At 66.4% G+C, this 13,074-nt stretch carries 10 protein-coding genes; 8 read left to right on the forward strand and 2 right to left on the reverse strand.

Features of this window, described 5'->3' with window-relative positions; all coding sequences use genetic code 11:
- Positions 1-119: 119 nt before the first annotated feature.
- Positions 120-1,175, forward strand: a complete 1,056-nt coding sequence (locus ACIQTS_RS09745) for a biotin/lipoate A/B protein ligase family protein (protein ID WP_400342360.1) — start codon at positions 120-122, stop codon at positions 1,173-1,175.
- A gap of 175 nt (positions 1,176-1,350) precedes the next feature.
- Here the strand turns inward: ACIQTS_RS09745 and pepN are convergent, their stop codons facing one another.
- Both pepN and ACIQTS_RS09755 read right to left on the reverse strand, forming a co-directional pair.
- Positions 1,351-3,996, reverse strand: coding sequence for an aminopeptidase N (gene pepN / locus ACIQTS_RS09750; RefSeq protein ID WP_402473030.1), 2,646 nt, complete (start codon positions 3,994-3,996; stop codon positions 1,351-1,353).
- 44 nt (positions 3,997-4,040) lie between these two features.
- The gene (locus ACIQTS_RS09755; RefSeq protein WP_402473033.1) at positions 4,041-4,799 is read right to left on the reverse strand and encodes a FadR/GntR family transcriptional regulator; all 759 of its coding nucleotides are present in this window, start codon (positions 4,797-4,799) and stop codon (positions 4,041-4,043) included.
- A gap of 103 nt (positions 4,800-4,902) precedes the next feature.
- On the opposite strand from ACIQTS_RS09755, the gene ACIQTS_RS09760 reads away from it, so the two are divergent.
- The 7 genes from ACIQTS_RS09760 (at position 4,903) to ACIQTS_RS09790 (ending at position 13,030) form a co-directional block, all read left to right on the forward strand.
- Entirely contained in the window at positions 4,903-6,513 is a 1,611-nt protein-coding gene (locus ACIQTS_RS09760) for an ABC transporter substrate-binding protein (protein WP_402473036.1), read from the forward strand.
- A 108-nt stretch (positions 6,514-6,621) separates the two neighbouring features.
- The gene (locus ACIQTS_RS09765) at positions 6,622-7,578 is read left to right on the forward strand and encodes an ABC transporter permease (RefSeq protein ID WP_332488901.1); all 957 of its coding nucleotides are present in this window, start codon (positions 6,622-6,624) and stop codon (positions 7,576-7,578) included.
- A gap of 2 nt (positions 7,579-7,580) precedes the next feature.
- On the forward strand, positions 7,581-9,602 hold the full coding sequence (locus tag ACIQTS_RS09770) for a dipeptide/oligopeptide/nickel ABC transporter permease/ATP-binding protein (RefSeq protein ID WP_402473038.1): 2,022 nt from the start codon (positions 7,581-7,583) through the stop codon (positions 9,600-9,602).
- Positions 9,599-10,393: an ABC transporter ATP-binding protein gene (locus tag ACIQTS_RS09775; RefSeq protein WP_402473040.1), complete on the forward strand. Its 795-nt coding sequence runs from the start codon at positions 9,599-9,601 to the stop codon at positions 10,391-10,393. Before ACIQTS_RS09770 ends, ACIQTS_RS09775 begins: the two co-directional genes overlap by 4 nt.
- 43 nt (positions 10,394-10,436) lie before the next feature.
- Complete coding sequence (locus ACIQTS_RS09780; protein ID WP_402473043.1) at positions 10,437-11,384, forward strand: dihydrodipicolinate synthase family protein; 948 nt, start codon at positions 10,437-10,439, stop codon at positions 11,382-11,384.
- A gap of 11 nt (positions 11,385-11,395) precedes the next feature.
- A complete protein-coding gene (locus tag ACIQTS_RS09785; protein WP_402473046.1) occupies positions 11,396-12,331 on the forward strand; it encodes an ROK family protein in 936 nt (311 codons plus the stop codon).
- Positions 12,332-12,343: 12 nt separating this feature from the next.
- Positions 12,344-13,030, forward strand: coding sequence for an N-acetylmannosamine-6-phosphate 2-epimerase (locus tag ACIQTS_RS09790; protein WP_402473049.1), 687 nt, complete (start codon positions 12,344-12,346; stop codon positions 13,028-13,030).
- Positions 13,031-13,074: the final 44 nt, after the last annotated feature.

Raw genomic sequence — 13,074 nt, forward strand, 5'->3', positions numbered from 1 at the left:
TGGAAGTATTCTCGAATATTTATTCGATTATTATCCGGCGTCGAATGTTGCCACTGCGAACCACCGAATCCGGGGGCGCGTGGATTCGACTAGTGGGCAGCCGGGGATAGAATGAAACCATGAAGCATCATGGTGAATACAAGGTAGTCGGTGGCAAATTAGTCGTTGTAGATCTGGATACTTCCGATGGCGTGATCACCGAAGTGTCATTGAATGGCGACTTCTTCCTGGAACCAGATGATGCACTCGATGACTTGAATGATGCGCTACGCGGTTTGCCAGCGGACGCCAGCCACAGCACCATACGCAATGCGGTAACCGACAATCTGCGTGAAGGCGCAGTGATGTTCGGTTTTGACGAAGACGCCATCGCGCGCGTCGTCCGCCGCGCGCTGGGACACGCCACCAAGTGGGAAGACCACGAGTGGGAAGTCTTGGGCCCGGAGATCATTCCAATCACCGAGCAAGTGGCGCTGGATGAGGTGCTGACCCGGCAAATCGCCAAGGGGACCCGCAAGCCGACCATCCGCTTCTGGGACTGGAGCGAAGGCGCCGTCGTGATCGGCTCCTTCCAGTCGCTGAAGAACGAAGTGGACATGGAGCAAGCCGAAAAGCACGGCATCCAGGTGGTTCGCCGCATTTCCGGAGGCGGCGCGATGTTCATGGAAGCTGGCAACTGCATTACCTACTCGCTCTACGCTCCTGAATCCCTGGTGGACGGCATGAGCTTTGCCGATTCCTACCCGTACCTGGACGCCTGGGTGATGGAAGCGCTGGAAAGCATCGGCCTGGAAGCGTACTACAAGCCGCTGAACGACATCGCGACCCCTGCCGGCAAGATCGGCGGCGCAGCGCAAAAGCGCCTGGCCAACGGTGCGATGCTGCACCACGTCACGATGAGCTACGACATCGACGCGGAGAAGATGACCCAGGTGCTGCGCATTGGCCGGGAGAAGATCTCCGACAAGGGCATCACCTCAGCGGTCAAGCGTGTGGATCCGCTGAAGTCGCAGACAAAGCTGGATCGCATGGAGATCATCAACGTCATGATGGACACCTTCGCCAAGCGCACCGGGGCCAAGCCGGCGCAGCTGGATGCCGAATCCCGTCTGGCGGCGAAGGAATTGGCCGAGGCCAAATTCGCTACCGCGCAGTGGACCGCGCGGGTTCCGTAGCGAGCCAAGATCCAAGGGCCTGTTCTCGATCAAGTTCGAGGCCAGGCCCTTGTTTTGCTTGAGGCCATGGTTGCTGTGGCCCTGCCATCTCCGCTGGGCCGGCAGCGTGTAGCGGCACGGAAAAGCCGGCCCGCTGCGTGGATAAGCAGCGGGCCGGCCTTCGGAGGGCCAGCGCCTAGCGGCTGGTGCGGCTGTAGGCCTGGGCCTTCAGCGAGCGTTCCAGTTCTGCGCGTTCCTCAAGCAGGATGCGCTTGAGGGCGGCCGGTGCGCTCTCATGGCGTTCCAGCCATGCAGTAGCGGTAGCCAGTGCATGGTTCTGCTCGATGGCGCCCTGGAGATCCTGGTGCCCTGGATACAGCCCCTCGATCACGCGCGTGGCGAATTCCATGCCCATGGTCTCGAAGACCGGCAGGATCGCGGCCCAGTAGCGTTCCTCGAACGGTGCCAGCAGGGCGGAGGAACCCATGGTGAAGCCCAGCGCGGTGGCCGAGAGGGCATCGTTGGACAGCTCCCCGTGTTCATCGCGCGCCATCAGCACGGTGTCGAAAGCGGTGTCCTTGGCCTGCGGATCCGGGCGCGCCGCCAGCGCGGTGCGAACCGAATTCTGCGCCACGCTGGTGGGGTTGGCCTTGGCCGCTTCGTGCATGGATGCCTCGGCGGCCTCGTCGAGCCGGCCGGAAGCGGCCAGCGCGATGTAGGAACCCCACAGCAGCTGCTCATCGACGGTGACCTGGTAGGCATTGGGCTGCTCGCCCAGGAAGGCGTCGAGCGCCTCCGGAGCCACGCCGGCACGGGCCAGGCGAACCAGGGTGCGCGCGGTGGTGGTCTGCTGGTCTCCGCCGGCCTCGAACCGGGTGAGCCACCCGGTGAGGGTTGCGGCGGCCTTCTGGCGCAGCTCCGCGCGCAGCTCGGGGGCAACGTACTTGGAAATCGAGGTGGCCAACTGGTCGGTAAGCACCCCGAAGACGCCCGCGTCGGTGACGGCGTGCGCGTGATCGAGGATCGCCTGCACGTAGCTTTGCGCATCCAAGGTGGCCGAACGCACCGCATCCCACAGCGACGCCCAGCAGGTGGCGCGGGGCAGCGAGTCGCCCAGGCCCGAGAGGTGGCCGAGCAAGGTGGCACGCGAAACCGGGTCGAATTCGATCAGCGCATAGGTCTCATCGCCGTCGTTGGGCAGCAGCAGATCCGGGATCCGGCGTCCGACCAGGAAGTCCAGGGCCGCCGATTCGCCGGAGAGCTCCACGTCCACCGAGTCGGTGCGCACCAGCTGGCTCCCGTCCAGCTGGTAGGCGCCGACCGAAAGCACATGCGGGCGGGCGATCTTCTGCCCGGTGACCGGATCGGTGCCCGACTGGATCAGCGATGCCGCGGTGATGGTGCCGCCGGCATCGGTGGTGTACTCGACGTGCAGCTTCGGCACGCCGCTGGTCTTCAGCCAGGCATCCGCCCACTGGCCCATATCGCGGCCGCTGGCCGCTTCGAGCGCTTCGAGGAAGTCATCCAGCGAGGTATTGCCGTAGGCGTGCTTGCGGAAGTAGGCGCGGGCGGCGTCGCGGAAGGCCTCGGCGCCGACAAAGGCGGCCAGCTGCTTGAGCACGCTGGCGCCCTTGGCATAGGTGATGCCATCGAAATTCTGGTCCGCGGCCAGCAGGTCCGGGATGTCGGCCACGATGGGGTGGGTGGTGGGCATCTGGTCGGCCACGTAGGCCCAGGCCTTGCGGCGCGCCGCGAAGGTGGTCCACGCGGTGGTGAAATCGGTGGCTTCGTCGTTGGCCAGGGTGCCGATGTAGTCGGCGAAGGATTCCTTGAGCCACAGGTCATCCCACCACTTCATGGTGACCAGGTCGCCGAACCACATGTGCGCCATTTCGTGCATCAGGGTGTTGCCGCGCTGCTCGTACTGGCCTTCGGTGGCGTGCGAGGTGAAGACGTAGCGTTCGGTGAAGGTGACCAGGCCCGGGTTTTCCATGGCGCCGAGGTTGTACTCCGGCACGAACGCCGAGTCGTACTTGCCCCACGGGTAGGGGTAGTCGAACAGCTGGTGGTAGTAGTCCAGGCCCTGGCTGGTCAGCTTGATGATCTCGTCGCCGTCGAAGTGCCCGGCCAGCGAGGCGCGGCAGGTGGCGGCCATCTCGATGCTCAGCTCTTCGCCGTCCTCCAGCCGCTGGAGGTGCTCGCCGCGCACCACGTGGTACGGTCCGGCCAGCACCGCGGTGATGTAGCTGGAGATCGGGGGAGTCGGGGCGCAGGCCACGGTCTTGGTGCCGTCATCGTGCAGTACCTCATCGACGATCGGCTGGTTGCTGGCCAGATGCCAGGCTGCCGGGCCGGTGAGGGTGAAGCGGTAGCTGGTCTTCAGGTCGGGCTGCTCGAAGCAGGCGAAGACCCGGCGCGCCTCGGAAGGCTCGAACTGGGTGTAGAGGTAGGTTTGGCCATCCTGCGGATCCACGAAGCGGTGCAGGCCCTCGCCGGAGCGCGAGTAGATCGCCCGCCCGGTGATCTTCACGGTGTTCGGCACGTCGGTGCGCAGCTGATCGAGGTAGATGCGTGCATCGAGCACTGCGGATTCCAGGTCGATCGCGGTGCCGTTGACCAGTACCTCGTCCACGGATTCGTGGATGAAGTCGATGAAGGCTGCCGGATCCTTGGAGCTGAAGTTCAGCGTGGTGATCGAGCTGAAGCTGGTGGCTGTGCGATCGGTGGCATTGGAAAGATCGAGCTGGACCTCGGCGAAGTGCCATTCGATATTCCGTGCGCGCCAGGCCGCTTCGTCGCGCCTGAGGTTTTCATTGGGTGCATAGCGTTGAAGTGTGTCCACCACCCCAGCTTAGCTGTGAAAGGAATGCTTTAGGGTTCTTTTTGCTAAACTTCCCGGCTCGCCAGCAGGGCGCGAATGCCGTGGAAGTGCTCGGAGATCAGCTGCCGGGCGGTTTCCACGTCCTTGGCGCGTACCGCGTCGAGGATATCGCGGTGGTCCTGGGCGGTCTTGGCCGGCTGGGTGATTTCCAGATCGGAGTCGATCGCATCGTAGATGGTGCGGTAGACATCCCAGAACACTCCGAGCAGGTTGGTCAGCAGCTGGTTGCCCAGCGGCTCGAAGAGGATGCGGTGGAAGGCCTTGTCCTGCTCGACGAAGGTCTCCTCGCGCGCCGCGTGCTGCTCCATCTGGCTTACGCACTGCTCCAAGGCCTCCAGGTGCTCGTCGGTGACCGCGCGGATGGCCAGGCCGATCAGTCCGGTTTCCAGTGCCTGGCGGACATCGACCAGCTCACTGGCCTCATGGCCATGGTGGCGCAGCGACATCTGCCCGCGGAAGGCCAGGGAGTCATGCAGGGCGTTGAGGTTTTCCTGGGCCACGAACATGCCGAAACCGTGGCGGGTGTCGATGATGCCCAGGGCCTGGAGCACCTTGATCGCCTCGCGCAGGGAGTTGCGCCCCACACCCAGCTCGGCCATGAGTTCCTGCTCGGTGGGCAGCGGGTCCCCGGGCAGCAATCCGCGTTCCAGGATCAGCGTGGTGATGTCATTGGTCAGCGCGCGCAGGCGGGCACGGGCATCTGATCGGCGGGCTGGCATCGTGCTCAACGGATCCTGCTTTCCTCGGCGGGCGGAGAAGTTCATGTGACGCAGTTGACCATGCGGCGTGACGTCCACTACAGTCTAGACCATAGATCGGACATCCTACGTCCTACAACACTCACTCATTTTCCTGGAGGTGGCAAGAATGGCTTTGAACGAAGTAGCCAACAAGCCCTTTGCACGACGAGATTTCCTGAAGATCACCGGCATGGTTGGCGCTGCTGCGGCATTCTCGGCCAGCCTGGCCGCCTGCTCCCCAGGAGCCAGCGGCGGCGCGGGCAGCACCGCAGCTGCCGGCACGGGCACCATCGAGGCAGGCATTTCCTACGCCCTGTCCACAGGTTTCGACCCGATGACCTCCTCCGGCGCGACGCCGTTCGCCGCCAATATGCACATCTTCGAAGGCCTGGTGGACCTGCACCCGGCCACCCGTGAACCGTACCTGGCGCTGGCAGCGGCGGAGCCGAAGCAGATTGACGACACCAGCTGGGAAATCACCCTGCGCGACGGGGCCACCTTCCACAACGGGGAAGCGGTCACCATCCAGGACGTCGTCTACTCCTTCGAGCGGGTGCTGGACACCGGCAACGCCTCGCTGTTCGCCCAGTTCATCCCCTTCATCAAGTCGGTGAAGGCCAAGGACGAGAAGACCGTCGCGTTCACGCTGAACTACGCCTTCCCGCTGTTCCCGACCCGCATCTCGGTGGTCAAGATCGTGCCGAAGGCCGTGGCTTCCAAGGACCAGGCCGGCTTCGACGCCGCGCCGATCGGCACCGGCCCGTACAAGCTGGTCTCGGCCACCAAGGATGACAAGATCGTCTTCGAGAAGTTCGAGGGCTACAACGGCAAGTACCCGGCGACCGCCAGCGGCATGACCTGGTTCCTGCTCTCCGATGCGGCGGCCCGCGTGACCGCCATGGAATCGGGCCGCGTGCAGGCCATCGAGGACGTTCCGTACCTGGATATGGACCGCCTGGCTTCGAAGGCCACGGTGAAGAGCGCCGATTCCTTCGGCCTGCTGTTCCTGATGTTCAACTGCGCCAAGAAGCCATTCGACAACGCGCTGGTCCGCCAGGCACTGCACTACGGCCTGGACACCGAGTCGATCATCAGCACCGCGCTGCTGGGCAACGCCAAGGCGGCCAGCTCCTATGTGCAAGAAAGCCACCCGCAGTACATCAAGGCGGATACGGTCTACGGCTACGACGCGGCGAAGGCCGCGGCGCTGCTGGCCGAAGCCGGCGTGGACAAGCTGGAATTCGAGCTGCTGACCACCGACACCTCGTGGGTCAAGGACATCGCCCCGCTGATCCTCGAATCCTGGAACAAGATCCCGGGCGTGAAGGTCACCATGAAGAACCTGCAGTCCGGCGCGCTGTACACCGACAACGTGGACAGCGGCACCTTCTCGGTGGTGGCCGCCCCGGGCGACCCATCGGTCTTCGGCAACGACCTGGACCTGCTGATGAGCTGGTTCTACCGCGGCGATGTCTGGCCGAAGAACCGCTTCCGCTGGAACGATACGGCCGAATACAAGGAGCTGCAGAAGCAGCTGGACGCGGCCATCCAGACCGATGATTCGAACAAGGCCATGGCGGCGTGGGGCAAGGCGATCAACATCGTCGCCGAACAGGCCCCGCTCTACCCGGTGCTGCACCGCCAGCTGCCATCGGCCTGGGACGAAAACGCGCTGGAAGGCTTCGCACCGCTGCCAACCACCGGCATCTCCTTTGTCGGCGTGAACCGCAAGGCCTAGCTGGCCCCGGCCCCGCGCAGCAGGCCGGGAGGCACGGCACCCACGCCGTGCCGCCCGGCCCGCACAGCGCAATGACCTGCACACTTCGATACTCGACGGAGCTACTCCATGGGGAATTTCCTCAACCTGCTCTTACGCCGCCTGGCCGCGCTGCCGGTGATGGTCCTTGGCATCTCCGCCATGGTCTTCATCATCATGAAGCTGGCCCCGGGCGATGAAGCCACCTCCGCGCTGGGCGAGGGCGCCTCCGAGGCCGCCAAAGAGGCCTACCGCGAGGAACGCGGCCTGAACGACGCGCTGGTGGTCCAGTACATCAGCTTCATCGGCCGGCTCATCCGCCTGGACTTCGGCCTGACCACCCCGCCAGCCCAATCGGTCTCCCAGATGATCGCCGGCGCATTCCCGCTGACCTTGCAGCTGACCTTCCTGGGCGTAGTCATCGCCGTGGTCATCTCGCTGGCCTTCGGCCTGCTCGGTGCGCTGTACCGCGATGGCTGGCCGGACCAGCTGGTCCGCATCTTCTCCATCGCGGCGATCGCCACCCCGTCCTTCTGGCTGGGCATCCTGCTCATCCAGTGGTTCGCCCTGGGTTCAAGCCCGCTGTTCCCCTCCGGAGGAGCTGCCCCCGAAGGATCGGGCCCAGGCACCTGGCTGCTGCATATGGCGCTGCCGGCCCTGGCCCTGGCCATCCCGGTCTCCGCCTCGCTCACCCGCGTGGTGCGCACCTCGATGGTCGAGGAACTGGACCGCGACTACGTGCGCACCGCCATCGGCAACGGCGTGCCGCGCGGCGAAGTGATCTCCAAGAACGTGCTGCGCAACGCCCTGGTCACCCCGGTGACCGTGCTCGGGCTGCGCATCGGCTACCTGCTGGGCGGTGCGGTGGTCATCGAGATGATCTTCTCCCTGCCCGGCATGGGACAGCTGATCATGAACGGCATTACCAACAAGGACACCAACCTGGTCCAGGGCGTCACGCTGACCATCGCGATCACCTTCGTGCTCGTGAACATCATCGTCGACTTGCTCTACCTGCTGATCAACCCACGAATTAGGACGGTGTAGGGATGAGCATCATGGCCCCACGCAACAACCTCGTGAACCGCCTTTCCGATTCCGGCGCCCGCTTCAAGGCGCTGCCGGCAGGCTCCAAAATCGCCTTGGCCTTCCTGCTGGCCATTGCCGCGGTGGCCCTCTTCGCCCCGCTGATCGCCCCGCACGACCCGCTGGCCACCGGAATCCCGGCGCAGAAGCCGAGCGCCGAGCACTTCTTCGGCACCGACCGGCTGGGCCGCGACATCTACTCGCGCCTGCTCTTCGGCGCCCAAGCCTCGCTGCTGGTCGGCCTGGGGTCGGTGGCGCTGGCACTGGTCATGGGCGGGCTGCTCGGTGCGTTGGCCGCCACCAGCGCCAAATGGGCCAATGAGACGATCATGCGCATCATGGACATGGTGATGGCCTTCCCGGGCATCGCCCTGGCCGCCGCGCTGCTGGCTTCGCTGGGCAACACCTTGCCGGTGATCATCTTGTCCATCGCGATCATCTACACCCCGCAGATCGCCCGGGTGGTCCGTGCCAACGTGCTGGCCCAATGGGGAGAGGACTATGTGCGCGCCGAACGCGTGATCGGCGCCGGGCGCTTCTACATCCTGGGCACCCACGTGCTGCGCAACTGCGCGGCCCCGGTGATGGTCTTCGCCACCGTGATGGTGGCCGACGCGATCATCCTCGAAGCATCCCTGTCCTTCCTCGGTGCAGGCATCCAGGACCCGGCCCCGAGCTGGGGCAACGTGATTTCCTACGGCCGCACCCTGGTGCTCAACGGCGCGTGGTGGGCGACCACCTTCGCCGGCCTGGTGATCCTGCTGACCGTGCTGGCGCTGAACATGCTGGCCGAAGGCATGACCGATGCGCTGGTGAACACCAAGGGCTCGGCCAGGAAGCAGGCGAAGAAGAACGGCGAACCTGCGCTGGCCAAGGCCAAGGCGGCCGCGGACCCGCAGGCCGCCGAGCGGCTGCGCGGGGAACTGGACCTGCTGGCAGCGGCCGAGGCCCAGCGCACCGACCGCCTGGTGCTCGATACCTCCCAGGGCGCGCCGCGCACCATCCTGGAGGTCAAGAACCTGTCCATCCGCTTCCCGGAGCGCTACGGGGACACCCCGATCGTGCAGGATGTCTCCTTCGCGGTGCGCGAGGGCGAAACCATGGCGCTGGTGGGCGAATCCGGCTGCGGCAAGTCCATCACCTCGCTGGCCATCATGGGCCTGCTGCCCGGCAGCGCCAAGCTCTCCGGCTCCATCACCTTCGAGGGCCGGGAGCTGCTGCCGGCCACCTCCGATGGCGGCACCCGGGCCGGGGACGACAAGGTCTACAAGGGCCTGCGCGGCGAGCAGATCGCGATGGTCTACCAGGACGCGCTGTCCAGCCTGAACCCCTCGATGCTCATCGGCGACCAGTTGCGCCAGCTCACCCGCCGCGGCGGACGCAAGACCCCCGAGGAATTGCTCGCCCTGGTCAAGCTGGATGCCAAGCGCACCCTGCGCTCCTACCCGCATGAGCTCTCCGGCGGCCAGCGCCAGCGCGTGCTGATCGCCATGGCCCTCTCGCGCAGCCCCAAGCTGGTGGTCTGCGACGAGCCGACCACCGCGCTGGATGTCACCGTGCAGAAGCAGGTGGTCGACCTGCTCAACGAGCTGCGCGAGCAGCTGGGCTTCGCGATGGTCTTCGTCTCCCACGACCTGGCACTGGTGGCCTCGCTGGCCCACCGGGTCACCGTGATGTACGCCGGCCAGGTGGTGGAGTCCGGTCCGATCAGCGAGGTGCTCTCTGACCCGCATCACGAATACACCCAGGGCCTGCTCGGCGCGGTGCTCTCCATCGAGTCGAAGGCGCAACGCCTGCACCAGATCCCGGGCACCGTCCCCAGCCCGTACGATTTCGCCGCCGGCGACCGCTTCGCCGAGCGTTCGCAGCGTGCCGGCGCCGACCCGGACCAGCACCTGTCCTTCGTCCCGGTGGACGCCGGCAGCGAGCACCGCTGGGCCAGCCACCAGGGCAATGGCAGCCACCTTCAAGGAGCCAGCAAATGAGCAACGCGATCATCGAGCTGCAGGATATCCACGTGCACCACAAGATCCGCGGCGGCAAGCTGTTCTCCCCGCGCCTGATCAAGGCCGTCAACGGGGTGGACTTCGCGGTGCGCCGCGGGAAGACCGTGGGCATCGTGGGCGAATCCGGTTGCGGCAAGTCCACCCTGGCCTCGGTGCTGGTGGGACTGCAGGAACCCACCAGCGGGCAGGTGCTGTTCAACGGCAAGCCGGTGGGCAAGCGCAACGCCGCAGGCCGCAAGGAGTTCGGGCGCAGCGTGGGCGTGGTCTTCCAGGACCCGGCCACCGCGCTGAATCCGCGCATGTCGATCATGGACACGCTCACCGACCCGCTGCGCGTGCATGGCATCGGCAGCGATGCTTCGCGCAAGGCCAAGGCGCTGGAACTGCTTGAGGTGGTGGGCCTGCCGGCTTCGGCGGCCTCGGCCCTGCCCAGCCAGGTCTCCGGCGGCCAGCGCCAGCGCGTGGCCATCGCCAGGGCGCTGGCCCTGGAACCTGCGGTGATCGTGGCCGATGAGCCCACCAGCGCGCTGGATGTCTCGGTGCGGGCGCAGGTGCTGAACCTGCTCACCGACCTGAAATCAGAGCTGAACCTGGGCATGGTGTTCATCTCCCACGATATCCAGACCGTGCGCTATGTTTCGGACACCATCTGCGTGATGAACTCCGGGCAAATCGTCGAGCGAGGCGATGCCGCACAGGTATTCGACGCGCCCACCAATGACTACACCCGCACCCTGTTGGGTGCTGCCCCGGCACTGCTGGAGCACTAACCAATCGCCGCAATTGCGGCACCTAGAGAAAGACCGAATCCCCGTGGCTTACACGAACAACCCGAAGTACTCCGGCGTCATCCCGCCGGTCATCACCCCGCGCACCGCCGATGGCGCCATTGACGCCGCCGGCCTGGATGCCGTGGTGGAACACCTGATCGACGGGGGAGTGGCCGGCCTGTTCGTGCTCGGTTCCTCCGGCGAGGTGCCCTACCTGGCCAATGCCGAACGCGACGCGGTACTCACCCGGATCGTGGCCGCCAACGCTGGCCGCGTGCCGGTGCTGGTCGGTGCCAGCGAGCAGACCACCGCCCGCGTCATCGACGAGGGCCAGCGCCTGATCGCCCTGGGCGCCGACGCGCTGGTGGTCACCACCCCGTTCTATGCCATCTCCAACGGCCCGGAGATCGAAGCGCACTTCACCGCCATCCACGACACCCTGCAGGTCGACATCTTCGCCTACGACGTGCCGGTGCGCACCCACCACAAGCTGCCGCTGGATGTGGCCATCCGGCTGGCGCAGTCCGGCGCCATCGTGGGCGTGAAGGACTCCTCGGGCGACGACGTGTCCTTCCGCCAGCTGCTGCTGGCCACCAAGGACATCGAGGGCTTCTCGGTGTTCACCGGCCATGAGGTCGTCGTCGACGGGGCACTGCTGGGCGGAGCCCACGGCGTGGTCCCGGGCCTGGGCAACGTGGACCCAGCCGGCTACCGCCGCCTGTTCGAGAAGGCAGTGGCCGGCGACTGGGCCGGCGCCGCGGCCGAGCAGGACCGCCTGGCCCGCGTCTTCGACATCGTCTACACCCCCGATGCTTCCCGGGTGTCGCCAGGGGCTGCGGGCCTGGGCGCCTTCAAGACCGCCCTGGTGGAACTGGGCATCATCTCCAATAACGCCATGAGCGCCCCGATGGCGTCGCTGGATGCCTCCGAGGCCGCCTCGATCCGCGGGATCCTGGCCGAAACCGGCCTGCTGCCGGTGGCCGCCAAGTAGGCTCTGGCCCAGTGCAAGAACAACTAGCAGGCGCCGGCGAGGTGCTCGCCCTGGATCTGGGCGGCACCAAGATCGCCGGCGCCGTAGTGCGCCGCGATGGCACCATCACCGCGCGCAGCCAAGCACCCACACCGGCCCGCGAAGGCTCCGCCGCGATCATCGCGGCCATGGCCGGCGTGGTGCAGCAGCTGCGCGGTGCATGCTCGGCGCAGCCGGCCGGGTTGGGTATCGGCGCCGCCGGGGTCATCGACCCGGAAACCGCGAAGGTGGTATCGGCCACCGATACCCTGGCGGGCTGGGCCGGCACCGACATGGCAGCCGAACTGGGACGGCTCACCGGTTTAGCGGTGCGCGCGGTCAATGACGTGCACGCCCACGGTTTGGGCGAGGCCCGCTTCGGCGCAGGCCGGGGAACCGGCCAGATGATGCTGTTGGCCATCGGCACCGGAATCGGCGGAGCCTACCTGCACGGCGGCCAGCTGGTCACCGGCTTCCACCACGTGGCCGGGCATATGGGGCACATCGATTCGGCCTACGCCACCGGGCTGGAATGCTCCTGCGGACGCACCGGTCATGTGGAGGCGATCGCCGCCGGGCCGGCGATCCACCGGCACTACCAGCGATTGGCCGGCAACCCGAAGGTGCGCGACACCCAGGCGGTCACCGCGCTGGCCGAAGCCGGCGATGCCTTGGCCTATCGGGCAGTGCATACCGGAGGCTTGGCCGCAGGCGCCGCCGCCGGATCGCTGGCCAACGTGCTGGACCCGCAGAAAATCGTCATTGCCGGCGGGATGGCCGGGGCGGGGAAGATCTGGTGGGAGGGTCTGCGCGAGGGCTTCGCCGCCAGCGCCATCGACCTGGTGCGGGGCACCGCGCTGGAACCTGCCCGTTTGGGAACCGATGCCGCCCTGATCGGGGCGGCCAGCCTATTCTGGCCACAAGACTAAGAGGAGAAAGACATGTTGCTTTCGGCAGCAGCACTGCAAGCCCTGCGCGGACGGCTGATCGTTTCGGCGCAAGCCTATCCGGGGGAGCCGATGCGCCACCCGCAGGCCATGGCGCAGGTGGCTGCCTCGGCGGTGATCGGAGGCGCCGGCGCGGTGCGCGTGCAGGGCATCGCGGATATCCAATTCACCCGTTCGGCCGTCGAGGTGCCGGTCATCGGGCTGTTCAAGGACGGCCATGAGGGCGTGTTCATCACCCCCACCATCCACCACGCCTTGGCGGTGGCCAACGCCGGGGCGCACATCGTGGCCCTGGACGGCACCCGCCGCGAACGGCCCGACGGCAAGAGCCTGGAACAAACCATTAGCGCGGTGCACGAACGGTCTGCCGCCTTGGTAATGGCCGACTGCGGGTCGCTGGACGACGCGCTGGCTGCCGCGCAGGCCGGGGCCGATCTGATCGGCACCACGCTGGCCGGCTACACCGGGGAACGGGACAAGACCGAGGGGCCGGACCTTGAGCTGCTGGAGCAGATCGCAGCAGCGGGCCTGGAGCCGCCATTGATTGCCGAGGGCCGGATCCACACCCCGGCGCAGGCCAAAGCCGCGCTGGATGCCGGCGCGTTCGCCGTGGTGGTGGGCACCGCGATCACCCATCCGGCGAGCATTACCGGATGGTTCGACGCCGCCCTGCGAGGCTAGGCGTTTTCTTCGTGGCTGGTAACTGGCCTACGCTTAAGCGCAGA

The sequence above is a fragment of the Glutamicibacter sp. NPDC090743 genome (genome assembly GCF_044769125.1).
Classification (GTDB): domain Bacteria; phylum Actinomycetota; class Actinomycetes; order Actinomycetales; family Micrococcaceae; genus Glutamicibacter.

Bases quoted from the DNA above. Each gene is read 5' to 3' on its own strand.
- ACIQTS_RS09745 (WP_400342360.1), top strand. From the start codon at position 120: ATGAAGCATCATGGTGAATACAAGGTAGTCGGTGGCAAATTAGTCGTT.
- ACIQTS_RS09755 (WP_402473033.1), bottom strand. From the start codon at position 4,799: ATGAACTTCTCCGCCCGCCGAGGAAAGCAGGATCCGTTGAGCACGATG.
- ACIQTS_RS09760 (WP_402473036.1), top strand. From the start codon at position 4,903: ATGGCTTTGAACGAAGTAGCCAACAAGCCCTTTGCACGACGAGATTTC.
- ACIQTS_RS09765 (WP_332488901.1), top strand. From the start codon at position 6,622: ATGGGGAATTTCCTCAACCTGCTCTTACGCCGCCTGGCCGCGCTGCCG.
- ACIQTS_RS09770 (WP_402473038.1), top strand. From the start codon at position 7,581: ATGAGCATCATGGCCCCACGCAACAACCTCGTGAACCGCCTTTCCGAT.
- ACIQTS_RS09775 (WP_402473040.1), top strand. From the start codon at position 9,599: ATGAGCAACGCGATCATCGAGCTGCAGGATATCCACGTGCACCACAAG.
- ACIQTS_RS09790 (WP_402473049.1), top strand. From the start codon at position 12,344: ATGTTGCTTTCGGCAGCAGCACTGCAAGCCCTGCGCGGACGGCTGATC.